This window comes from Brevundimonas poindexterae, assembly GCF_020524625.1.
GTDB classification, from domain to species: Bacteria; Pseudomonadota; Alphaproteobacteria; order Caulobacterales; family Caulobacteraceae; genus Brevundimonas; species Brevundimonas poindexterae_A.
Genome location: NZ_JAIVLL010000001.1, coordinates 822,311 through 845,580, shown reverse-complemented (window position 1 = coordinate 845,580; position 23,270 = coordinate 822,311). Strand labels below are relative to the sequence as shown.

The window sequence follows — 23,270 nt, the reverse complement described above, 5'->3', positions numbered from 1 at the left end:
GGGGGAGGCTGACCAATGAAGACCTGGCTTGCGGCGGTTGCGACTGCTCTGACTGTGGCGCTCGCTTCGCCCGTCCTGGCGCAGGACAACGTCGGATGGTCGCTGGCCATTCATGGCGGCGCCGGCGTGATCGAGCGCGGCAGCCTGACGCCCGAGCAGGACGCCGCCTATCGCGCGTCGCTGGACGGCGCACTTCAGGTCGGGGCCGAGGTGCTGGACAATGGCGGCTCGGCGCTGGATGCGGTCGAGGCCGTCATCCAGGTGCTTGAGGACGACCCCCTGTTCAACGCCGGGCGGGGCGCGGTCTTCACCGCCGACGGCCGGATCGAGCATGACGCGGCGATCATGGACGGCACCACGCGGGACGCGGGGGCCGTCGCCGGCCTGACCCGCACCCGCCATCCGATCAGTGCCGCGCGTGCGGTCATGGAAAACTCGCCCCACGTTTTCCTGATCGGCCAGGGGGCCGAGACCTTCGCGCGCGATCAGGGGCTGGAAGAGGTCGAGCCCGCCTTCTTCTTCACCGAGCGGCGCTGGCGGGGCCTGGTCCGCCAGCTGGAGCGCGAGGGCCTGCCCGTGCCGGCTCGCCCTGCGGGTGCGCCTGCGGAGGGCGCCATGGCCGCGGTCGCCCCGCCGCTGGATGAGCGCAAATTCGGCACCGTCGGCGTGGTCGCGCTGGATCGCGAGGGGCGGCTGGCGGCCGGGACCTCGACCGGCGGCATGTCGGGCAAGCGCTGGGGCCGGGTGGGCGATGTGCCGGTGATCGGCGCGGGCACCTATGCCTCGAACGTCGAGGGCTGCGCCGTCTCGGCCACCGGCTCGGGCGAGTACTTCATCCGCGCGACCGTGGCCCGGGATGTGTGCCACCGCACTGGCGCCGGCGCCGACGTGCAGAGCGCGGCCGATGCGGAGATCGAGGATGTCGGATCAATCGGGGGCGACGGCGGCGTGATCGTCATGGGCACCGATGGCTCTGTCGGCTTCGCCATGAATACCTCGGGCATGTACCGGGGCCGTGTGGCCGAAGGTGGTAACCGTCTGGTCGCCATCTATGCCGACGAGGACGACTGACGGATGCAGGCCATCGACCTCGCCGAGAAATTCGCCGCCTTCAACGACCACTGGCGGCCGCGCATCGCAGCCCAGCTGAACGGACAGGACGTCCGCCTGGTCAAGGTCCAGGGGACCTTTCCCTGGCACAGCCATGCCGATGCCGAGGAAATGTTCCTGGTGTGGAAGGGCCGCTTCCGGGTCGAGTTCCGGGACCGCAGTGTCACGCTTGATCCCGGCCAGTTCATCGTGGTGCCGCGTGGCGTGGAACACCGGACAGCCGCCGACGAGGAGGCGGAGGTCATGATCTTCGAGCCGTCCGAAGTCATCAACACCGGCGATGCCCCGACCTCTGAATTCACCGCCCCCATGGGAGCCAGAATCTGATGGCACAGCATGATCACCCCAATGTGGCCGTGCCGCCGCCGCTGATCTATTTCGGCTTCCTCGGCCTCGCCTGGATGCTGGATCGCTATGGCGCGCAGATCGGCCTGCCGGCGGGCGAGGATATGAGCCTTGGCCTGACGACCGAGGTCCGCCGGGGCGTCGCCATGGTGCTCATCATCGGTGGCCTGTTGCTGGACGGTATGGCGGCGGGCCTGTTCCGGCGGCTGGGCACTGCGGTCGAACCGTGGAAGCCGTCGACGGCACTCGCGACCGAGGGGCCCTATCGGTTCAGCCGCAATCCGATCTACGTCGGATTCGCCATCACCTATGCCGGGCTGGCGATAGCGATGGATTCGCCGGTCGCCCTGCTGATGCTGGTGCCCTGTCTGGTGGTTATCGACTGGGCCGTGATCCGCAAGGAAGAGGCCTATCTGGCCCGCACCTTCGGCGCCGACTATGAGGCCTATTGTAAACGCGTGAGGCGCTGGCTGTGACCGATCATCGAACCGACGACCTGTCCGCCCTGGCCATCGAGGAGCTGGACGCCGCCTGCGCCCTCAGCTGGGCCGAGATGAAGCGGATCGCTCCCTGGGGGGACACCTATGGCGGCCTGACCGCCGGGGGCCTCGAGGTCGAGGTGGAGCGTCGCTACATCTGGGCGCACCAGCCCGAAGGCGCGATCGCCATCGAGGTCGAGGTGCGCCTGCCCGGCACCCGCCACGGCGCCGAGGCCCGGGCGGTGGTCGAACCGGATCGCTGATCCCCGCCGTTAACCTTTCCCGTTGCCAACCGGGCTGACCCTGCCATCATGGCCCGGGCTGAGGAGGCGACCGTGGCTGTCTATGCGAGCGACTTTCAGGGGGGAGGGGTCTTCGAGCCCGTCGATCCGCCCGTATTCCTGGGGCTGGAACCGCTGTTCCTCGCGCTGCTGGTCGCGCTCGGGGCGCTGCTGTTCTTCCTCGGCTGGATGCTCCGCAACGGCCAGACCCGTCGCGACCCCGACGCCGCCGACAGCATCTGGAAAGCCATCGACGATGCGCTCAAGGCAGCGATGAAGGCAGACGGGGGCTCCCTCGTGGGCAAGGCCGAGGAGGTCCAGCGCGTCATTCACAAGCGGCTGGGCGCGACCCTTTCGATCGCAAAAGGCCTGAATCCGGGGCTCGACAGCCTCGAGTGCGCGCTGAAAGGGCGCCGCCATGTTCCGCATGCCCATGCCTGCCCGGAATCGCATGAGGATCATGGCGACCATGACCATGACGATCACGCAGACGATGACCATGACGTCGAGGAGTCATCGTCGCCCACGGTCACCCAGATCACGGTCATCAACGGCAACCGGGACGCGCGTCGAAGCGGGACCGGTCACGGCGGGGGCGGCCACCACACTCATCCCCCGGGAGGCCAGCTGTCGCCTCGTGAACGGGACCATGCCATCCGCGCCGCCATCGCGGACCTGAACGACTGGTGGCGGGACAAGGACGCCCGGACCGGCGAGATGCGGGCGGCGCACAGCGAGCTGTCGGCAGACTGAGGTTTTCCTCGCGTCCCAAACCGCCTAATCGTGGCTCATGAAACTCGCATCCCTGAAACATGGCCGTGACGGCCGCCTCGTCGTGGTGTCGAAAGACCTGAACTGGTTCACCGACGCCTTCCTGATCGCCCCGACCCTGCAGGCCGCACTGGACGACTGGGAGCGGTGCGAACCGCGCCTGCGTGCCCTGGCCGAAAGTCTGGAGCACGAGGCCGTTCCGCGCGGCCGCTTCCACGAGCGGGAGGCCGCCGCCCCCCTGCCACGCGCCTATCAGTGGGCCGACGGCTCGGCCTATGTGAACCACGTCGCCCTTGTCCGGCAGGCGCGCGGCGCCGAAATGCCCGAGAGCTTCTGGACCGATCCCTTGATGTATCAGGGCGGATCCGACGGTTTCCTCGGCCCGCGTGATCCCATTCCGCTGGCCGACCCGGCTTGGGGTTGCGATCTTGAGGCCGAGGTGGTGGTCGTGACCGGTGACGTGCCCCAGGGCGTGTCCCGCGACGAGGCCCTCGGCTATGTCCGGCTGGTCGGACTGGTCAATGATGTCTCCCTGCGCAACCTGATCCCGGCCGAACTGGGCAAGGGCTTCGGCTTCGTCCAGTCCAAGCCCGCCAGCGCCTTCACCCCCGTGTTCGTCACCCCCGACTCGCTCGGCGACCGGTGGCAGGACGGCAAGCTGAAGGGCGCCCTGACCGTCACCCTGAACGGCAAACCCTTCGGCCAGGCCGATGCCGGCGAGGACATGACCTTCGATTTCGGCACCCTGATCGCCCACCTGGCCAAGACCCGGTCGCTGGTGGCGGGCTCGATCATCGGCTCGGGCACGGTCTCGAACCGTGACGCCGACGGCGGTCCGGGCAAGCCGATCAGCGACGGCGGCCTCGGCTATTCCTGCATCGCCGAGGTGCGGACGGTCGAGACCATCCTGCGCGGCAAGGCCGAGACCCCCTTCCTTCAGCACGGCGACACCGTTCGCATCGAAATGCTGGACGAAAAACATCATTCGATCTTCGGAACGATCGAGCAGACCGTGGAGCCTCTGGGATGAAAATGATCGTCGGTGCCCTGATGGCCTCGCTCATGGCGGGGACAGTGCTGGCGCAGCAGCCAGAGACCTGGACCCATCAGAGCACGGATGATCTGGAACTGGCCTATGCCGTGTTCCCCGAGGGCATCGCCGTGATCGCGCGCTGTCAATCCGGCACGCCCGAGTTGCTGGTTCAGGGGCTGCAGATCCGGGCGCCGCAGATCGACGTTGCCACCAAGTTCGGGGACGGTCGCGTTCATTGGGCCGCCTGGACCCCGTCTGACAATGGCCGCTACCTGATCGCCGAGCGCCCGGCCCAACTGATGCGGGGGTTCGTCAACACCCGGTCGGCCACGCTGCAGTTCGGAGAGGGCGACGGCGCGGTCCAGTTCACCCTGACCCCGCCTGCGGATACCTCCGGAATGGAGGGCGTGCTTACGGCCTGCGGACAGCCTCTCTTCCACGAGAGGGACGAGGCCGAACCCCTGCGCCTGTCCCAGGAAGACGATTTCCTGCGCGAGGGCCGGGTGATCATATCGCCTCGCGCGGCGCGCGACCGGGTGTCGGGCTGGGCCTATGTCACCTGCATGACCGCTGAAGGCGGTCGTCTGACCGATTGCGAAGCCGAGGCGGAAAGCCCCGCTGGCTACGGCTATGGAGAGGCCAGCGTCCGTTCGCTGGAAGAGTCGCGTGTCCGCGGGGAAGTACCGCCGGGCCGCCTGGTGGCCATACGCCTGACGACGATGGTGGAATAGGCGATGGGCCCGACAGCGTCACGGCCGTGGCTCGTGGCCCTCGCGTTTTGCCTGGGATCGGCCCAGGCCACACCCGCTCTGGCCCAGGATACCGGCGATGACTGGGATATCGTCCGTGACCGGCGCGGCCGGGCGGAAATGGCCTATGTCCAGTTCAGCAACGGCCTCGGCATGATGTTCCAGTGCAAGGACGGGTCCTTCAATGCCGTGATCAGCGGACTTCCCGAACCGGGCCTCACGTTCGAGGAGGCCATGCTTCGAGAGCGTCCCATCCGCGTGGCCCTCCGGGGAGGCGAAGAGGATTTCCAGCGGTGGGCAGTCGGCACGGACGAAACCACGGCCGTGGCCCTGTTGCCGGCCCCGTTTGCGCGCAGCCTGCGCGCCGGGGGTGCACTCCAGCTGGCAATTCTGGAAGACGAAGCAGACGGGCCTGTTCGCGCCTACGAGGTCGAGCTGCCGTCCACGTCCCGCAACCTGGACGAGGTTCTCACAGCCTGCGGGCGTCCGTTGGAGGATCCGCGTGACCTCCTGCTGGAAGGCATCGACCTGGATACGCCTCTGGACTGGCGTGACCGGCCCCTTCCGCCGCCCCGGGATGACATGCGCGGTTCCGGTGTCGCCGTCATCAGTTGCTCCACGCGCCCCGACGGCCGTCTGGAAGACTGTGAGGTCGAGTCCGAGCATCCCAGCGGGTCGTCTGTGGCGGGTGAATACGGGCGTTACGTGGCGCGGCGCTGGAGGGTGCAGGTGGACGGAGATCCCGATGCTTCGGTGCCGCGTGCGCGAATCCATTTTTCGGCCAGTGTTCGTATCGACTAGGCTTGGCCTTTGCTGGCGGGGAGAGCAGGCATGACGGGTGAAAAGCGGGGGTGTTCTGGAGTGGCCGCAGCCCTCGCCGTCCTTGCGACGGCCGCGCCGGCCACGGCCCAGGACGGCTGGGACGTTGAGACCGATACCGAACGCGGCATCACCGTCGCCAGCGTGATCTATGAGGGTGGGGTCGGCATCGCGGTTCAGTGTAGTGACGATGATCTGGATTTTGTTGTCCTCGGCGTCCCTGCGCCGGACGAGAGCGAGATCAGCGACTACGGCCATCGCGTGCTGGACACGGGCACGTCGGCGGATTCTTTGGTCACATCCAGCTGGAAGGCTGTGGCAGGGTCGCCCGGGGCAACGAGCGTCTATCCGGACCGCTTCGCCCGCAGCCTGAAGGGGGCAGAGGCCTACATCGTGCGTATTCCTGCGAGCGAGGGCAGGGCTCCGCGGCGCATGGCTATCCCCTTGCCGTCAGACAGTTCAGGCATCGACCATGTTCTGACCGCCTGCGGAAGGCGCACCGAAGATCCGCGCGACAGTTTGCCGATGGCCGACGCCTTTCTTCTGCCCGGATGGGAGATTGGAGGCTTCGACTACAGCGGCGGGCGCCCAACCCGGGAGTCCAGGATTCTCTACAGCTGCATTCTCACGGCCCAGGGCGGGGTGCGCGACTGCCAGATCGATTTCGAACGCCCTGCAGATGGTGGCCTCGGGGCGAGGCTGGTCGCACGACAGGGACGCGCCCGGTACGAGTATGATGGTCCAGCTGAAGCACTGGACGGCCGCATCATCTACATGCCGCAGGGCTTTGTACGGCCCGTCATCGTGGTGGAACGGGTCGAAATCCTCCGGTAGGCAGGCCCAGAACGGTGTGGCGCACCCGGCGGTGATCCGCTAAATCCGCCGGACCTCACGCGGGTGTGGTGGAATTGGTAGACGCGCCGGACTCAAAATCCGGTTCCGAAAGGAGTGTCGGTTCGAGCCCGACCACCCGCACCATTTGACAGATGAATGAGCGTCTCAGCGCGGCCGGTGGTCGGCGGGCTGGATGCCGTGGCGGGCCATCTTGTCGTAGAGCGTCTTGCGCGGCAGGTGCAGCGCCTCCGTGACCTTGCGGATGTCGCCCTGGTGGGTGCTCAGCGCCTCGCGGATCAGTTCGGCCTCATAGCGCGCGACGCGCTGGGCCAGGCCCTCGTCGACCTCGTCCGCTCCGGGCCCGTCGGTCAGGCCCACGGCGACCTGATTGGCAAAGTTCGACAGTTCGCGCAGGTTTCCGGGCCAGTCATGCTCGATCAGGCGCCGCCGCACGGCGTGGTCGATCGGGGGCAGGGGGCGCCCCATCCGGGCGGCTGCGCGCGACAGGAACCGCGCGAACAGGGTCTGGACGTCATCGGCGCGCTCGCGCAGAGGCGGCACGCGCAGCTGGACGACATTCAGGCGATAATAGAGGTCCTCGCGCAGGTCCCCGCGCGCGACGGCCTTGGCCGGATCGTTCTGGGTGGCGGCCAGGACCCGCAGGTCCAGCGCCCTCGGCTCGGTGGCGCCCAGCGGCAGGACCTCGCGTTCCTCAAGCACCCGCAGCAGGGTCAGCTGCGCCAGTCGGGGCGCCAGATCAATCTCGTCGAGGAACAGGCTGCCCTGATGCGACTGCTCGATCTGTCCCTCGCGCCGCCGCGTGACGCCAGCGGCATAGCCGGCATCCTGCCCCATCAGCTGGGCCTCGACCCCGGCGTCCGTCAGGGCGGCACAGGTCACGGCGACGAAGGGCCGAGGCCGCCGTCGTCCGGCGTTGTGAATTGCCCGCGCCACCGCTTCCTTGCCCGAGCCGGTCTCGCCCTCGATCAGCACATCCACCTCGGCGTCGGCCAGCTGACGGATCGCGCCGCGCAGGGCGATGATGGCAGGGCTGTCGCCGCTCAGGGGGATCGACTCCTCGGTCTCGGCGGCCAGGGTGGCGAGGCGCCGGTTGTCGAGAATCAGGGCGCGTTTCTCCAGCGCGCGCCGCAGGGTTTCGATCAACCGCTCGGGGGCGAAGGGCTTGGCGAGAAAGTCATAGGCTCCGCGCTTCATCGCCTCGACGGCATCAGCGATGTCGCCATGGCCGGTGATCAGGACGACCGGCAGATCGGGGTCGAGCGCATTCAGCCGGTCGGCAAATTGGCGGCCGTCCATGCCCGGCATCCTGAGGTCGGTGACGACCACACCCTCGAAGCCCGCCCCGACGGACCTTAGCGCCGCCTCGGCCGAGGGATGGGCCGAGACCTCGAAGCCAGCCAGCTCCAGCCGCTCGGCCAGGGCCGCGCGGAAGGCATCGTCGTCCTCGACCAGGGCTACGGCATTCAGGGACGTAAAGCTCATGAGGCGGCTTTCAGCACGATCTGGAACACGGTGCCGGACGGCCCCGGTTCATGGGTCAGCTCACCCCCGAAGCCGGCCACGATGTCCCGGCTGATGACCAGCCCCAGCCCGAGACCCGAGGCCTTGCTGGTGACGAAAGGCGTGAACAGGCGCTCGCGGACCTCGTCGCTGAGGCCCGGCCCATTGTCGGTCAGGCGCACAACGACCTTCCGCCCCTGCCGGCGCGACGACAGGACGATGGCGGGCGAGGGCACCCCGGCGAGCGCCTCGATGGCATTCTGGAGCAGGTTCAGCACGACCTGTTCCAGCCGGTTGCGTTCGGCCTTCACCTGCAGGCCGGGGGTGAGGCCGGATCGATCCAGCCGGATGCCGCGCTCCTTCAGACGGGCAGACACCAGAAGGAGGGCGCCGTCGATGGCGTCCTCGACATCCACCGCCACCACCTCGGAGCGCGTCTTGCGGGAGAAGGCCCTCAGCTCATCCGTGATCGTGCCGACCCTCTCGGTCAGGCCGGCGATGGCGTCGAGGCATCGCCGAACGGCCGAGGCATCGCCCCGCTCGGCATAGATGCCGGCCGTGTCGGCCTGGGTGCGGATGGCGGCCAGGGGCTGGTTGATCTCGTGCGCCACCCCGGCGGCGATCTGGCCCACGGTCGCCAGCTTGTTGGCCTGCACCAGCTCCTCCTCCAGGATCTGGCGGTTGCGCTCCAGATTCTGGCGCTCTTCCATTTCATGGTTCAGGCGATGGTTGGCAGCGCTCAGTTCGGCCGTGCGTAGGGCGACCTGACGCTCCAGCTCGATCCGGGCCGCCTCCTCCTCGGCCGCCCGGTTGCGGGCCCGCTGTCGCCGTCGCAGCAGGATCCCGCTGAGACCCGCCAGCAGGGCGACGCTCAGAAGGGCCAAGACGCGAGCTGCCCCGACCGCGCGCGACATCATCTGGTCCGCCGGCCACAACAGGTGCAGCGTCCAGCCCAGCCCCATGCTGGTGTCGATCTCATGGGCATAGAGCCGCGTGCCCTCGGGGCGCCGGATGCGGATCAGGTCAGGTTCCAGGGCCGCGAACGGCATGTCCTGCAGGGGCTCGCCGATCGTCTGTTGTTCGGCCAGCTGCCGCCGGCGCGCCTCGCTGAGGGGTCGGGTGGTGCGGAACCGCCATTCAGGCGTGGTGGTGATGAGCACTACGCCGTCCGCGTCGGTCACATAGGTCGGCTCGCCCGAGCTGCGCCACGTCTCCTCGAGCGCATCGAACTCCACCTTCGCCACAATCACGCCGGCTGGCGCGCCGTCGGCATCGTCGATGCGGCGCGCCAGATAGAGTCCGGGTCGCCCGCTGACCGTGCCCAGGGCGAAGAAGGCGGCATCGCCGTCGCGCATGGCCTCGCCATAGTAGGGCCGGAAGCGATAGTTGGACCCGACGAAGCTGGTCGGCTCGCGCCAGTTGCTGGCGGCCAACGCCGTGCCGTCGGCGTCGAGCACATAGAGGGCCGCGGCGCGAACCTCCCCGGCCAGCTGTTCGAGCTTGGGGTTCAGCCGGTCGCGGCGCTCGGCCGACGGCGCGGTGACCAGCGCCAGCAGCTCGGGGTCCATGGCCAGGACGGCGGGCACGGCCTGCTGCCGTTCCAGTTCGCTCTTCAGCACGGCCCCGTGCAGGATCGCAGCGGTCTCCGCCTGACGCTGCGTCGCCGCCTCCGCATCCAGCCGCGCAATGGAGCCGGCCACGGCCACCGCCACGGCGCCCAGCACGATCCATGCGAGCGCGAAGACTCGCCACTGGTTTGCGACCGACAGTCGGGACAGGGGCATGGCTCAAGCATGCGGATTTTCGCACAAATGGCCACAGGTCGTGTGCAAGTTTTCGCACAAAATCGCACCCCCTCGTGGCGTGCCCCATCGAAAACCAAGCCAAATCATGTCCTTATTGCGGCGGCCCGTCACGCTTGCCGGGGCGGGCCATCGCTTTCGATACTCATGGCCTGTGATCCCGACCAACGGGGTCCGGGCGTAGCGGCGGCAATGATCCGTCGAGGGAGGTTGAGGTTTGATCCAGATCCATCAGGATTCGGCGCCGGTCGTGCATCGTCGCCCCTTCTGGCAGCACCTGTATTTCCAGGTGCTGGTCGCCATCACGCTCGGGGCCCTGATCGGCCATTTCTGGCCGGAGACCGGCGAGAGCCTGAAGCCCCTCGGCGACGGCTTCATCAAGCTGGTCAAGATGGTGATCGCCCCCGTGATCTTCCTGACCATCGTGCTGGGCATTGCCGGGATGCGGGACATCGGCCGGGTCGGTCGGGTTGCCGCCAAGGCGTTCGGCTATTTCTTCGTCTTCTCGACCCTCGCCCTGATCATCGGCCTGATCGTCGCAAATGCGGTCCGGCCGGGCCACGGACTGAACATTGATCCGGCGACCCTCGATTCCGGCGCCGTCGCCCAATATGCCGAGGCCGCGCATGAAAGCACCGTGACCGGCTTCCTGATGGGCATCATCCCCGACAGCCTGGTCGGGGCCTTCACCTCGGGCAGCATCCTGCAGGTGCTGTTCATCGCCATCCTGTTCGGCATTGCCCTGGCGCTGATCGGCGACCGCGGCCAGCCGGTGATCAACCTGTTCGAGACCATCAGCCTCGCGGTGTTCAAGCTGGTCGCCATAGTGATGAAGGCTGCGCCCATCGGGGCGTTCGGGGCCTTTGCCTTCACCATCGGGGCTTACGGCATCGCCTCGATCGCCAATCTGGCGGCGCTGATCGGGACCTTCTACCTGACCTCTCTGGTGTTCGTGCTGGGAGTTCTGGGACTGGTCGGGATCGCCAACGGCTTCTCGATCTTCAAGCTGATCCGCTACCTGAAGGAAGAACTGCTGCTGGTGCTCGGCACCTCCAGCTCTGAAGCGGCCCTGCCCAGTCTGATCGCCAAGATGGAGCGCGCCGGCGCGGCCCGTTCGGTCGTCGGTCTGGTGGTGCCCACCGGCTATTCGTTCAATCTCGACGGCACCAACATCTATATGACGCTGGCCGCCCTGTTCATCGCCCAGGCGCTGAACATCGAGCTGAGCCTGTGGCAGCAGATCACCCTGCTGCTGGTCGCCATGCTGAGTTCCAAGGGTGCGGCGGGGATCACGGGCGCGGGCTTCATCACCCTGGCGGCGACCCTGATGGTCGTGCCCGACGTGCCGGTCGCCGGCATGGCGCTGATCCTGGGCATCGACCGCTTCATGAGCGAGTGCCGGGCCCTGACCAACTTCATCGGCAATGCCGTGGCCACCGTCGTCGTCGCCCGCTGGGAAAAGGCGCTGGACGCCGACGCCCTGAGAGAGGCGCTGAACGGCCGGCCACAGCCGCTTGCCGCTGCGCCGGATCCGGCCGCGGGGCCGGGCGACGATCTGGTTCTGGCGGACGACTGACCGCCGAAGAAACAAGAAGAAAATCGAGGGAGGACACCATGTTGAAGACGACACGCCAGGTGCTGATGGCAGGCTCGGCCCTGCTGACCGCATCGCTGTTCGCGACGGGGGCGCTGGCCCAGTCGGCCCCGGCCGCGCAGAATCCGCAGGACCCCGTGACCCAGGTCGACGACATTGTCGTGGTCGGCTCGAACATCCGCGGGGCCTCGACGACGGCGGCCCTGCCGGTGGTCGTCCTGGACCGCGAGGCCATCCAGGACGCGGGCGTGGTGTCGGGCGACGACCTGTTCCGCTCCATCCCGCAGATGGGCGATGTGCTGTTCGATGCCGCCAACAATCCCCAGACCAGCAACTCGGCCCGGGGCGACGTCAACTCGGTCAACCTGCGCTCGCTGGGCGTCGGCAACACCCTGGTGCTGATCAACGGGCGCCGAATGGTCCAGCACCCGACCAGCCAGGGCACATCGGACACGGGCACGGTGCCGGTGCTGAGCTACAACTCCAACGCCATTCCGGTCGCGGGCCTGGAGCGGGTCGAGGTGCTGCTGGATGGCGCGGCCGCCATCTATGGCGCCGACGCCGTGGCCGGTGTGGTCAACACCGTCATGCGCGACGACTTCGACGGCGTGACCTTCGAGAGCCAGTACGGCGGGGCCGAGGGCACCGGCTTTACCGAGCTGGAACTGAACCTGTTCGCTGGCAAGGACCTCGATCGCGGCAACATCTCGCTCTACGCCAGCTACACCGACCGGTCAGAGCTGTGGGCCGACGAGCAGGACTTCACGCGGACGGACGACCTGCGCCCCCTGTTCGGTCAGTATCCGGGCTTCGAGACCACGGACGTGCCGGACGGACGCTCCTCTCACACGCCGTGGGGCCGGTTCCAGCTGCCGGGCTTCACCTCCTCGACCCGCCCCCGCTATTTCGGCACGCGCATCGCCGCGACTTCCGGCACCTTCCGTATCCAGCCGGCCGCCTTCGGCTGTGACGGGGCCCCGCTGCCAGGAGGCCTGTGTCTGGTCTCGGGCGTCACCGCCTACAACTCGACCAACCGCGAGATGCGCTATGACACCCGGGTCGACACCACGGTGCGGTCGGCGATCGAGCGGGTAAACCTGTTCGCCTCGGGCTATTACGAGCTGACGGACTCGATCGAATTCTTCGGCGAGGCGGGACTCTATGTCGCCGAAAGCCGTGCGGTGCAGCCGCCCGTCATCAACCTCAACGACCTGTGGATTCCGGCGAGCAACTACTGGAATCCGTTCGGGCCGGTGACCTTCGCCGACGGATCGCCCAACCCCAACCGCCTGCCGGGCCTGACCTTTGTGCCGAACGAGGGCCTGCCCGTTTACATGGGCAACTACCGCTTCGTGGACGCCGGCTTCCAGGAGGTCACGGTCAGGAACTATCAGACCCGCTTGCTGGGCGGTCTGCGCGGGGAATGGGCCGGCTATGACTGGGAGACGGCCGTGCTGTATTCCGCCGCCCGCGCCAAGGACAGCTCGCCGAACATCAACTCGACGGCGCTGCAGCAGTCGCTCGCCCTGTCCACGCCCGACGCCTACAACCCGTTCAACGGCGGCTGTGTGGACACGACCAGCTATGGCGACTGCAGGGTGTCGTCGCCCGCGGCGATCAACGCCATCGTCTTCCAGATGGAGCGGGTGTCCGAGACCACCCTGACGCTGGCGGACTTCAAGATGAGCCGTGGCGACCTGTGGTCCCTGCCGGGCGGGAATGTGGGCGTGGCCTTCGGCGTCGAGTTTCGCCACGAGACCCAGATGGACGACCGGGACGAGAACCTGGACGGCACCTTCACCTTTACCGACATGGTGTCGGGCGAGGTCAACCAGTCCAATGTCGCCGCCGTCAGCCCCAACCCGGATACCGAGGGCAGCCGCGACGTGTTCGGCGCCTTCATCGAGTTCGCGGTGCCGGTCGTATCGCCCGAGATGAACATCCCGTTGGTGCGCAGCCTGGATGTCCAGCTGGCCGGCCGGTTCGAGAACTATTCGGACTTCGGCTCGGTGGCCAAGCCGAAGATCGCCCTGGCCTGGGACATCGTCGACGGGGTGCGGATCCGGGCCTCCTATTCGGAAGGTTTCCGGGCGCCGAACCTGGAGCAGGTCAACGCCACCCAGTACGCGCGCCTTGCCACCAACACCGACTACATCCGCTGTGAAGCCGACCTGCGGCAGAACACGATCGCCAACTTCAACGACTGTGGCCGCACGGCCAGCGCCTCGCTGCTGATCGCCGGCAACCCGGACCTTGAGCCCGAGGAGAGCACCAACCGTTCCGTCGGTCTCGTCTTCCAGCCCACCTTCGTGCCGCTCGAATGGGGGGATTTCACCTTCACGGTCGACCACTGGAGCATCGAGCAGGAGAAGATCGTCGGCCTGCTGGGCGCCCAGACCGCGCTGGCGCTGGACTATCTGCTGCGGGTGCAGGGAAGCTCGAACCCGAACGTCGTGCGCGCTGCGCCGGACGCGGATGACGACGCCCTGTTCGACGGCACCGGGCTGGCCTCCGCAGGCTCGGTCGTGTCGATCAACGACAGCTTCGTCAATCTGCTGCCGCAGACGGTCGAAGGGGTCGACTTCGGCATTCGCTGGTCCAAGCGCCGGACGGCGTGGGGCACCTTCAACTTCAGCCTCAATGCCTCAAAGATGCTGGAGTATTCGCGACCGGCCGGTCCGATCGTGGATCAACTGGTGGCCGCGCGCGAGGCCGGGACCATCAACCCGTTGACGCCGCTGCCCCTGACCAGCCAGCTGATCGCCGTGGATGGTCGCCCGGAGTGGCGAGCCATGGCCAACGTCAACTGGAGCAAGGGGCCCTGGCGCGTCGGCGTCACGGCGCATTACACGTCGGAGATCGAGCAGCCGGCCCTGCTGAGCGACACGGGCGAGCCGTGGGTGGTCGAGGACCAGCTGACCTTCAACCTCTATGGCCAGTACGAGTTCGAGAACTTCGGACCGGCCTCGGGCGCACGGGTTCGGCTGGGTGTCCGCGATCTGACGGATGAAGGCCCGCCGCTGGCCGAGGGCGGCTATCTGGGGTCGGTCTATCGCCCCTATGGCCGCTACTGGTACGCCAGCGTGTCGAAGACCTTCTGATCATGGTGCCGGTCATGTCCTCCCCTGACGTCTCTCCTGTCGGTCGGCGTTCCCCCTTCGGGTGGGGGCGTCGGCTGGCCGGGGCGGCGCTGGCTGTCGGGCTGACCCTGGGGTGTGCGCCGGTAGCGGCCGGTTCGCATCCGGCACAGGATCCGCAGCCCACCTCCATCGACTGTCCGCGGTCGGTCGGGGCGGGCGTCACCTGTCTTTCAGTGCGCGATGAAGCGGGAGCGTGGCTGATCATCGCCCGGCCCGACGACTGGAACGGCCATCTGATCGTGCATGCCCACGGCGGCCCGCGGCTGGGCGAGCCGGAGCAGGGCGACTCGCTCGAGGATCTGGACCGGTTCTCGGCCATGGTGCGCGAAGGCTACGCCTGGATCGGCTCGTCCTATCGCCGCGGCGGATACGGCGTCCGGTCGGCGGCCGAGGATGTGGATCGCAGCCGCGCCCTGTTCTGGAGCCTGTACGGGCGTCCGGAGCGGACCCTGCTGCACGGCCAGTCTTGGGGCGGCAATGTCGCCGCCAAGACCGCCGAACTGTACGGCACCGACGAGACCGGGGCGCTGATCTATGACGGGGTGCTGCTGACCAATGGGGTGCTCAACGGGGGCACCCGGGCCTATCAGTTCCGCGCGGACCTCCGGGCCGTCTATCAGTACATCTGCGGCAACCACCCGGCGGTGACGGACCCGCAGTATCCGGTGTGGCAGGGCCTGCCGGCCGGGGCACGCATGACCCGCGCCGAGCTGCGCCGTCGCATCGTCGACTGCACCGGGATCGGCCTGTCGGGTCGGGACCGGACCGCCCAGCAGAGCCGCCGGAAACGCGAGCTTTTGGCCATCACCGGTCTCGAGGAAGACGAGCTGATCTCCCATATGAACTGGGCGACGTTCACCTTTCAGGATCTGGTGCAGGTCCGGCTGGGGGGTCGAAATCCGTTCGACAACAGCCAGACGGTCTACAGCGGGTCTTCGGATGATGCCGCCCTCAACGCCGGGGTCGAGCGGTTCACCGCCGATCCGGAGGCCGTGGCCATGCTGGCCCACGATGCCGACCTGACCGGCCAGATCGTGGCGCCGACCCTGACGCTGCATGCCCTGCACGACCCGACGGTCGCCTATGCCGCCGAGGCCGTCTATGCGGAGACCGTTGCCACGGCGGGGCGCTCGGATCTGCTGGTGCAGGTCGCGACCGACGAGGACCAGCACAGCAAGCTTGAGGACGCCGGCTATCTGACCGTGCTGGCCGCGCTGGAGCATTGGATTGACACCGGAGAGCGGCCGGACCCCGCCGGCTTCCAGCAGGCCTGCCGCGACCGCTTCAGCGCCCGTTCGTGCCGGTTCGTCCCCCAAGGCTAGAATTCCCCTTGGGGTGTCGCGGCACGGCTAGCCACCGCAAGTCCGGGTAGTCTAGGCTTCCTCCATCAACGTGGAGGGGGACTGAAGTTGAAGGGTACGATCGAGAGACTGGACGCGGACACAGGCGAGATCCGCGGCGACGACAAGGTCGTCTATGGGTTCGGCATGGCCGACCTTGAGGTCGGCATGCGGCCTGAAGTCGGACAGAGGGTGGTGTTCCTCGTCGGCGACAACAACCGCGCGGTCCAGATCATGTCGACGGCCGAGCCCCTGCCGGCGTCCTCGCGCAGACGCTTCGAGATGAGCAATGTGCTGGAGCTGACCTTCTCGGCGATCGGGAATAACGCTGTGATCTTTTTCGGTGCCGCCATCCTTCTGGTGGGCATTCCGAACCTGTTCCTGGGCCTGTGGAATCTGCAGATTGCAGGTAGCAACCCTTACGGGTTCCCCACGGGCATGTCCGTTCTGGCGAATATCCTGGGGGCCGTCGTGGCATGGGTCGGCAGCATCCTTCTGCAGGGCACGGTGCTCAAGGCAGCGATCAATGGATTCAATGGCAAGAAGACCAGCTTCGGGGATGCCCTCGCGACCGGATTTGGCCGCTTTCTGCCGCTGCTGGGCGCCGGGATCCTGATCAGCATCGGCACAATGCTCGGCTTTATCCTGCTGGTCGTGCCCGGCATCATCCTGAGCATCATCTGGGTGGTGACCGCTCCGGTGATCGTCGGCGAGAAGCGGGATGTGCTCTCCAGCATGGGGCGTAGCCGCGACCTGACGCGCAACCATCGTTGGGCGATCCTTGTCCTGATCATCGTCTATCTCATCGTCGCGTGGGTTTTGGGCCTGGGAGCGACCTTCCTGGGTATGGCTGGCGGCGCGGCAGGCGCGACCGACCAGCTCGCGCTGTTTGCGCTGGTCGATACGGTCGTGGCGATCCTCGTCAGCGTCTTCAGTTCAGCCGGCGTCTCGGCGCTCTACTTCGAGCTGCGGTCCAGCAAGGAAGGCATGGTGCCGGACCAGATCGCCTCGATCTTCGACTAGGGTGAGCCGCCGTCAGACGTCGTGCTTGTCACGGCGTCTGACGCCCATCAGCAGCCGCTGCTCCAGCCGCTCGCGCAGAGCCGCGTAATAGGCGCTGAGGAAGTCACGCGGATGGTGGTCAGCGGTTCGCTTCCAGCCGATCTTGGCCTCGATCCGCTCGGCCACGACCCTCAGCGTCGCAGGCTGGTTCTGGCGCAGGACGGTCTCCAGAACCTGAAGCTCGTGCACCCCGTAGGCGTCGAGCTGGGCGGTGGTGAACACATAGGCGGCGCGATGCTGGATGCTCTCGTCCGCCATGTCCCTGACCAGCTTCTGCTTCGGCGCCCGGATGACCCAGGTCCCTCCGACGATATCGCCGGCGCGCAGGCGATCCTTGTTCAGAAGGGGCAGCAGGACGAAACCCGACACCCAGATGAGGGTCAGCAAGGCTGTCCAGCCGTCGACCCGATCCCCTCCGACCCCTGAAAGCAGAAGGGTTATCGGCAGAAACAGCTCCAGCTCGCGCATGGCATTTCGGGCGAAGACGGATTCCGCCTTGAGCGGACCCCCGTCGCGGGACGCTACGCGCAGACCGAGCATGCGCTTGCCCGGCGTGGCCGCCGCAGCGGAGAGCTCGAAGGCAAAGAAGTAGAAATTCCTCAGCAGGAAGGCGCCGAGCAGCCAGATGACCGCCATTATCTCGGTGCCCAGTTGTCCCGCACCGACGGCCGCGCCGACGCCCAGCAGTAATGCGCCGATGGTCAGCGCGATGAGAACCAGGAGAATGATCGCAACGTCGATCACCAGGGCGCCGACCCGTTGACCCACGGACGCGATCTGGAGCCGCAGATCGACCCCTTCCGGCGTGATGAAGACGCGCTGGGCGGAAGGGGTCTTCATCGTCTGGCCCCCGGTCGGGGGATGTAGAAATACGCCAGCCAGAACAGGGCAGAGGCACCGCCCACGGCATATCGCAGACCGGTATCGGCGATCAGCTGGCGGCCGAAGCCTTCCAGCAGGCCGGCGACGATCAGCATGACGATCACCCCGCCCATCGCCAGACCGGCGGACCGCCCTGATGCAGCCAGTGCATCCAGCCGGTGACGGGCCCCGGGGAAGGCCACGGTCCAGCCGATCCGCAGGCCGGCGGCCCCGGCCAGGGTCACGGCGTAGAGTTCGGTGACCCCGTGGATGGCCAGCCAGCCGCCCAGCTCGACGCCCAGGCCACGGCTGATGAAGAGCGCCGCGAAAGCGCCCAGTATTGCGCCGTTGTAGAGGATCAGCATGGCGCTCGGCAGGCCGAGGGCGAAACCCAAGGCGAAGGCCAGCAGGGCCACCTGGGCATTGTGTGTGAAGAGGAAGGCGGCAAAGGCGGACAGCCCCTCGCCGCTCTCGGTTCCGGCCAGGGTCTCCCGCAACGCCTCGGTGGAGGCCTCGGGCCCACGCCCCTGTGACATGTCCGCCGGGATGAAGGCGTGGAACCAGTCGGGCTCGGCCCACACCAGTCCACTGGCGACGAGCGCGCCCAGCAGCATCAGGGCGGCGGCCAGCAGGGTCTCGCGCCACAGCGACTGCACCGCCCGGGGCCAGTCGTAGACAAGGAAGGACACGAGCCGCTCGCCCAGCGAGGCGCGCGAGCCATAGACGAAGAAATAGGCCCGGGCCGCGAGGGTCTCGAGATAGTCGATGGTGCCCTGATCGAGCGACGTCTCGCGAGCCACGGAGAGGGCCGACAGGGTGGAGCGATAGAGGACCGGGATGGCCAGAATCTCGCTGTCCGACAGGCGCGAGAGCGAACGCTTTTCGGCCTTGTCCACCAGGGCCTCCAGCCTCCGCCAGTCGGCCTCCCGGCTCTGGCGGAACCGTTGGCTCTTCAGTTGAGATCCCAGGGTGTCGGTCACAGCAGATCCCTGCGCTTCAGATCCATATAGGCCTGGACCACATCGGGGCCGAGGCGCTCCACCGTGGTGTGGACAATGTGCGCACCCATCCGGCGGAGGCGGGTGATGACCACTTCGCGCTCCAGGATCAGGCTCTCGGCGATCACGGCACGCGACACATCATCGGGAGCCTCCGGAGCGGTCGCCGCCAGTCCCTCCAGCTCCTCATCGCGCAGCACGACGAACACCACGAGATGCCGTTGCAGCAGCCGGGCGGCGGATTCGATCATCAACTCGGCCGAGGTGCTGTCGGTGAAGTCGGTGAAGACCATGATCAGCGAGCGCCGCTTGAGCTGGCTGGAGAGGTGGGTGAGGCCGAGCGTGTAGTTGGTCTCGTGGCTGGAATAGTCGACCTTGCTGGCTGCGCGCTGAAGCATGCCGAACGCACCGGACCCCCCGACGACACCGGTCGACAGGCGCGGCGCGGAGTCGAAGGCGTACAGGCCGACGCGGTCCCCCATTCGCAGGCTGGTGACGGCCATCAGCAGGGCCACATGGATGAAGCGGTCGATGCGCGGCATGCCGCCGACCGGATCGCTGCCGGACCGACCTGAATCCAGCGCCAGGATGATCTGGTTGTTGCGCTCGGCCCGGAACTCCTTGGCCAGCAGGGCGGTGTGGCGGGCCGACTGCTTCCAGTCGATGGAGCGCCGGTCCATGCCGGTCTGGAAGTCGCGAAGGGAGTGGAACTCGGACCCTTCGCCGCGCAGCGGCTGTACCCGGATGCCGGTCACAGGATCCCGCGCGAACAGCTGGACGGCCCGATCCCTGACCCACTCCAGGTCGACATGCACCGGCACGTCCAGGTCGAGGGCAAAGGTCTTCTGCTTGTAGATCAGGCCGAGCGGACCGGACCAGCGCAGCCGGAGGGAGTCGACCCGTGCATCGCCCCGACGCTCCGGGACGAAGGCGAAGGACGCGGTGGCGACGCGGTCCTGAACCGCGACGCGGGAGGCCTCTGCGGCGACGCCCAGCGAGGCCTGCGCGGCCAGTCGGCCCTCCAGCCCGGCATAGGTCCGGCGACGGCCTGTCAGGCGCAGGATCAGCTCCAGATGACCGGCTCGACCCACGGCGGCGTCGGGCACAGAGGGAGCATCCAGCTGCAGGCGCCGGCGCGATCCCGACAGGAGGGCATCGAGCCCCGCGAGCAGGGCCAGTGCCACGATCCAGATCGGACCCAGCAGCCATCCCGCCGGCAGGAGGGCGCCAGCGATCAGGGCCGCGGGGGCGCCCACGGCCATGAGGATCACAGAGCGCCGGGTCGGATAGATCACCGGGGTGCGGCCACCTGCTCGACCAGGGTGCCGAGCACCTGTTCGATGTGCCGTCCTTCGATCTCGGCCGACGGCGACAGCACCAGACGGTGGCGCAGCACGGGCAGCGCCAGGGTCTTCACATCGTCGGGGATCACATAGTCACGACCATCCAGCGCGGCCCTGGCCCGCGCGGCGCGCGCCAGCATCGCGCCCGCACGGGGCGAGGCCCCCACGCCAATGTCGGACGAGCTGCGGGTGGCCCGCACCAGGGCGGTCACATAGTGGATCACCTCGTCGGTCAGGCGAACAGACTCGCCGGCCTTGACCGCCGCATCGATGGCGGCGCCGTCGGCGACCCGCTGCACACCCATGCCGGCGGGGTCGAGGCTGCCCCGACCGATACCGTGGCGGGCGACAATGTCGCGCTCCTGAGCTTCGTCCGGATAGTCCAGCAGGTGCTTGAACAGGAAGCGGTCCAGCTGGGCCTCGGGCAGGGGATAGGTGCCCTGCTGCTCGATCGGGTTCTGGGTGGCGACCACCATGAATCGCTCGCCCAGCTCGTGGGTCTGGCCGTCGAGGGTGACCCGGCGCTCCTGCATCGCCTCGAGCAGGGCGGCCTGGGTCTTGGGCGGCGTGCGGTTGATCTCGTCGGCGAGCAGCAGCTCGCAGAAGATCGGCCCCTGGGTCAGGGTGAAGCTGGAGGTCTGGAAGTTGAAGAGGTTGGACCCGATGATGTCGCCGGGCATCAGGTCGGGCGTGAACTGGATGCGGCCGTAGTCCAGGCCCACGGCGATGGAGAAGCTGCGGGCCAGCAGGGTCTTGGCGGTGCCCGGGGGAGCTTCCAGCAGGATGTGCCCGCCCGCGAACAGGGCGGTGAGCAGCAGGTCGACGGTGTCGTCCTGTCCAACCACGGCCTTTGCCACCTCCGCCCGGATCTGGTCGGCGAGCGGTTTCACCTCATTTACGGCCACGGGTCAGCTCCTGGTTCCAGCGATAGAGATCTCGGGCGACCTGCATCAGGTCGCGGGTGTTGCGGGCGTTGCGCGCGCGCTCGGTCAGCGCGGTGCAGGTCGTTGTGCTGCCGACCGCCGCGCTGACCCGGTCGAGGAAGGCGTCCAGCTCGGCCTCGGACAGGTTGCGCGGGGCGCCGATCAGACGCGCCGTCCGGGCCCGGACAAGGCGGGCATAGGGCAGGGCCATATGGTGTTCGCGCCGGGCCAGTCGCACCAGCCCTGCCGTGTTGTCGGCCAGGGCGGTCTTGCCGAACGACAGCAGCCGGCCCCCCTCCTTCGGCGGGCTGAACCGCACGGCCGCCTGGACGCCCGCGAAGACCGCGAGGCCCAGCAGGGCCAGGGTGAAGCCCAGCAGGGGCGGCACGAACATCAGGCGCATCAGGCTGCGAGACCGCTCCATGCCGTGGAGGGTCAGGTCGAAGACCACCGGGCCGCCCTCGGGTCGCACGCTATCGATCAGCGCGAGCGCCGTCTGTGCCCCCTCGATCGTCGCGAGCCCCGAGGTCGCGAGCAGGTCGGGGTCGGCCAGCACATACTCTCCGGTCGTTTCGTGGCGGCCCAGCACGATCCCGCCGCGCTCGTCGACGACCACGGGAATCCAGGACGGGCCGGACAAGGTCCTCAGGCCCTCGACCTGCACCGGAACGCCGACCTCATCCCCGTAGGCGGTCATCAACTGGACGCGCCGGGGGGCGGCCTCCGAGGCGAGCCGGGTCTGGTACTCCAGCGCGGCCGGCAGAACGCCAAGGACCTGCTGGAGCGGGAGGGGGGCGGCCACCTTGGTCCAGCCGTCGCGCCGGCTGTCGGGGACGACAACCCATTTGGGCAGGACGATCAGGGTGGCGTTGCCCCGGTCCAGCTGTTCCAGCTCTGACGGGTCGGCGACCGGACCTGGAGTGGCGATCAGGAGGCTGTCGTCGGCGTCGGCAATGAGGCGTGTGCGGCTGAGGATCACCGGGACACCCATGTCGCGCAGAAGGATCGGCAGGGCGCCGAAGCCGGTGGCGGATTGCGACAGGGCATGCTCGCCGCCGTCATTGCCCGAGCGCAGGTCGGGCGCGAAGGCGCCGACCGCCAGGATCCCGAGCAGGGACACGAAGCCGACGAGCACCACGGCCACCACGACGGCGGGTGAGAACGGCCCCGATTGCTTCCCCCCCATCCCCCTCATTCGTGGAGCCGCCCCCCGGGCAAGGCGAAGGCCTCATAGGCCGCGCGGCAGGAGGCATAGTCGTCGCGGACCACCGGCTTGCCGCCGAACAGGCTGATTTCCACCAGGCGGGCGATGTCGCCGAAGGTGGAGCGGGCGGCCTCGGGCAGGGCGGGGAGGGCCGCGATCTCGCGGCTGGTGAGTGAGTCCTTCACGGCCCGCGGCAGGCGCCGCTCGATATCCGCCACGCTGCGCAGCAGGATGAGGTGGGCCGCCTCGGCATACTGTCCGGCGGCCGCGAGGGCATCCGCGTCGGCGAGCAGGTCGCGGGCGTCGCGCGCCGTCGGTTGCCACGTCTCGGGCTGGGCAGGCGGCGGGGTGGGACGGTCCGGCGCCCGGCGCATGGCGAACAGTTCGCGGACCAGCAACCAGACGATCAGGAGCACGACGACGGCGAGGCCGATCCAGAAGCCCCACTCCAGAAACGGCGCGAGATGACCCAGCACCTCCGTCAGCCATCTGAAGAAGGGCGAGACCTCGGGCACCGGCATGTCGGCCCGCTCGAACTGCAGCGAGCGGTCGGCCATCAGCCGGGCATGGGCCTCCTGCAGGCCCGGGTCCGAGGCGAGAGAGGTCCCTGCCGCATCCGGAGCGGGAAAGGTCATGGACCATCGATTACCGGGCAAACGGCGCAGGTCAACGCCCGTTGTTCGCGAACCGCCCCGCGCCGCACCAGTGTGGCTCGAGCTCCACGCCCCCGGCGCGTCTGGTAGGCCCGGAGGGACTCGAACCCCCAACCAGACCGTTATGAGCGGTCGGCTCTAACCATTGAGCTACGGGCCCCCAGAGGCGTGTCCGGGCCTAGCAGGCGGACGGGATGTTGCAAAGAGTGTGGCGGCGGCTGCGCTGCCCCCTCCACCGCTGCGCGGTCCCCCTCCCCCGGTGGGGAAGGAATAAACACCGTCTGAATGGTCTGAATCGTCTGAATTGCGGGCGATGGAGTCCGGGTGCCAAAACAGACTCCACTTTCTCCATGGGCCCCGCAGACCTGCGAGTGGTGTTCGAAATAGCGTCTCCCTGTGGCTCCCGGG

General features: G+C 67.9%; 21 protein-coding genes and 2 tRNA genes. 14 read left to right on the top strand and 9 right to left on the bottom strand.

What is annotated here, in order from left to right; genetic code table 11:
- Positions 1-15 precede the first annotated feature (15 nt).
- The 10 genes from LC068_RS04465 (at position 16) to LC068_RS04420 (ending at position 6,565) form a co-directional block, all read left to right on the top strand.
- Positions 16-1,071: an isoaspartyl peptidase/L-asparaginase family protein gene (locus LC068_RS04465; protein WP_226634854.1), complete on the top strand. Its 1,056-nt coding sequence runs from the start codon at positions 16-18 to the stop codon at positions 1,069-1,071.
- A gap of 3 nt (positions 1,072-1,074) precedes the next feature.
- A complete protein-coding gene (locus LC068_RS04460; RefSeq protein ID WP_226634852.1) occupies positions 1,075-1,437 on the top strand; it encodes a cupin domain-containing protein in 363 nt (120 codons plus the stop codon).
- Positions 1,437-1,931, top strand: coding sequence for a methyltransferase family protein (locus LC068_RS04455; RefSeq protein WP_226634851.1), 495 nt, complete (start codon positions 1,437-1,439; stop codon positions 1,929-1,931). The genes LC068_RS04460 and LC068_RS04455 overlap by 1 nt, the downstream gene beginning before the upstream one ends.
- On the top strand, positions 1,928-2,197 hold the full coding sequence (locus tag LC068_RS04450) for a hypothetical protein (RefSeq protein ID WP_226634850.1): 270 nt from the start codon (positions 1,928-1,930) through the stop codon (positions 2,195-2,197). The genes LC068_RS04455 and LC068_RS04450 overlap by 4 nt, the downstream gene beginning before the upstream one ends.
- Before the next feature lie 48 nt (positions 2,198-2,245).
- Complete coding sequence (locus LC068_RS04445) at positions 2,246-2,968, top strand: hypothetical protein (RefSeq protein WP_226634848.1); 723 nt, start codon at positions 2,246-2,248, stop codon at positions 2,966-2,968.
- 37 nt (positions 2,969-3,005) lie between these two features.
- Positions 3,006-4,016 (top strand): fumarylacetoacetate hydrolase family protein, encoded by a 1,011-nt coding sequence (locus LC068_RS04440; protein WP_226634846.1) that lies wholly within the window; start codon positions 3,006-3,008, stop codon positions 4,014-4,016.
- Complete coding sequence (locus tag LC068_RS04435) at positions 4,013-4,750, top strand: hypothetical protein (protein WP_226634844.1); 738 nt, start codon at positions 4,013-4,015, stop codon at positions 4,748-4,750. Before LC068_RS04440 ends, LC068_RS04435 begins: the two co-directional genes overlap by 4 nt.
- 33 nt (positions 4,751-4,783) lie before the next feature.
- Positions 4,784-5,569: a hypothetical protein gene (locus LC068_RS04430; RefSeq protein ID WP_226634841.1), complete on the top strand. Its 786-nt coding sequence runs from the start codon at positions 4,784-4,786 to the stop codon at positions 5,567-5,569.
- Positions 5,570-5,599: 30 nt separating this feature from the next.
- Complete coding sequence (locus LC068_RS04425) at positions 5,600-6,421, top strand: hypothetical protein (RefSeq protein WP_226634839.1); 822 nt, start codon at positions 5,600-5,602, stop codon at positions 6,419-6,421.
- A 59-nt stretch (positions 6,422-6,480) separates the two neighbouring features.
- A tRNA-Leu gene (locus LC068_RS04420) sits at positions 6,481-6,565 on the top strand.
- 21 nt (positions 6,566-6,586) lie between these two features.
- Here the strand turns inward: LC068_RS04420 and LC068_RS04415 are convergent.
- Both LC068_RS04415 and LC068_RS04410 read right to left on the bottom strand, forming a co-directional pair.
- Positions 6,587-7,924 (bottom strand): sigma-54-dependent transcriptional regulator, encoded by a 1,338-nt coding sequence (locus LC068_RS04415; RefSeq protein WP_226634837.1) that lies wholly within the window; start codon positions 7,922-7,924, stop codon positions 6,587-6,589.
- Positions 7,921-9,726: a sensor histidine kinase gene (locus tag LC068_RS04410; protein WP_226634836.1), complete on the bottom strand. Its 1,806-nt coding sequence runs from the start codon at positions 9,724-9,726 to the stop codon at positions 7,921-7,923. Before LC068_RS04410 ends, LC068_RS04415 begins: the two co-directional genes overlap by 4 nt.
- Before the next feature lie 238 nt (positions 9,727-9,964).
- Between LC068_RS04410 and LC068_RS04405 the strand changes: the two genes are divergently transcribed.
- The 4 genes from LC068_RS04405 to LC068_RS04390 all read left to right on the top strand — a co-directional run bounded on the left by LC068_RS04405 (position 9,965) and on the right by LC068_RS04390 (position 16,841).
- Complete coding sequence (locus tag LC068_RS04405) at positions 9,965-11,320, top strand: dicarboxylate/amino acid:cation symporter (protein WP_319002476.1); 1,356 nt, start codon at positions 9,965-9,967, stop codon at positions 11,318-11,320.
- A gap of 38 nt (positions 11,321-11,358) precedes the next feature.
- Positions 11,359-14,439 carry a TonB-dependent receptor domain-containing protein gene (locus LC068_RS04400; protein ID WP_226634835.1) on the top strand — a complete coding sequence of 1,027 codons (3,081 nt, stop codon included), beginning with the start codon at positions 11,359-11,361 and terminating at the stop codon, positions 14,437-14,439.
- Between the two features lie 14 nt (positions 14,440-14,453).
- Positions 14,454-15,800, top strand: a complete 1,347-nt coding sequence (locus LC068_RS04395) for an alpha/beta hydrolase (protein WP_226634834.1) — start codon at positions 14,454-14,456, stop codon at positions 15,798-15,800.
- A gap of 165 nt (positions 15,801-15,965) precedes the next feature.
- Positions 15,966-16,841 carry a hypothetical protein gene (locus tag LC068_RS04390; protein ID WP_226634833.1) on the top strand — a complete coding sequence of 292 codons (876 nt, stop codon included), beginning with the start codon at positions 15,966-15,968 and terminating at the stop codon, positions 16,839-16,841.
- Between the two features lie 12 nt (positions 16,842-16,853).
- On the opposite strand, the gene LC068_RS04385 is transcribed toward LC068_RS04390, so the two are convergent.
- From LC068_RS04385 to LC068_RS04355, 7 genes are all read right to left on the bottom strand, one after another.
- The gene (locus LC068_RS04385) at positions 16,854-17,720 is read right to left on the bottom strand and encodes an RDD family protein (RefSeq protein WP_226634832.1); all 867 of its coding nucleotides are present in this window, start codon (positions 17,718-17,720) and stop codon (positions 16,854-16,856) included.
- Positions 17,717-18,721 carry a stage II sporulation protein M gene (locus LC068_RS04380; protein ID WP_226634831.1) on the bottom strand — a complete coding sequence of 335 codons (1,005 nt, stop codon included), beginning with the start codon at positions 18,719-18,721 and terminating at the stop codon, positions 17,717-17,719. The genes LC068_RS04385 and LC068_RS04380 overlap by 4 nt, the downstream gene beginning before the upstream one ends.
- Positions 18,718-20,034 (bottom strand): DUF58 domain-containing protein, encoded by a 1,317-nt coding sequence (locus LC068_RS04375; RefSeq protein WP_226634829.1) that lies wholly within the window; start codon positions 20,032-20,034, stop codon positions 18,718-18,720. The genes LC068_RS04380 and LC068_RS04375 overlap by 4 nt, the downstream gene beginning before the upstream one ends.
- Complete coding sequence (locus tag LC068_RS04370; RefSeq protein ID WP_226634827.1) at positions 20,031-20,987, bottom strand: AAA family ATPase; 957 nt, start codon at positions 20,985-20,987, stop codon at positions 20,031-20,033. The genes LC068_RS04375 and LC068_RS04370 overlap by 4 nt, the downstream gene beginning before the upstream one ends.
- A complete protein-coding gene (locus LC068_RS04365) occupies positions 20,974-22,191 on the bottom strand; it encodes a DUF4350 domain-containing protein (protein WP_226634826.1) in 1,218 nt (405 codons plus the stop codon). Before LC068_RS04365 ends, LC068_RS04370 begins: the two co-directional genes overlap by 14 nt.
- Positions 22,192-22,196: 5 nt before the next feature.
- Positions 22,197-22,844, bottom strand: coding sequence for a DUF4129 domain-containing protein (locus tag LC068_RS04360; RefSeq protein WP_226634825.1), 648 nt, complete (start codon positions 22,842-22,844; stop codon positions 22,197-22,199).
- Positions 22,845-22,946: 102 nt separating this feature from the next.
- Positions 22,947-23,022, bottom strand: a tRNA-Ile gene (locus LC068_RS04355).
- Positions 23,023-23,270 lie beyond the last annotated feature (248 nt).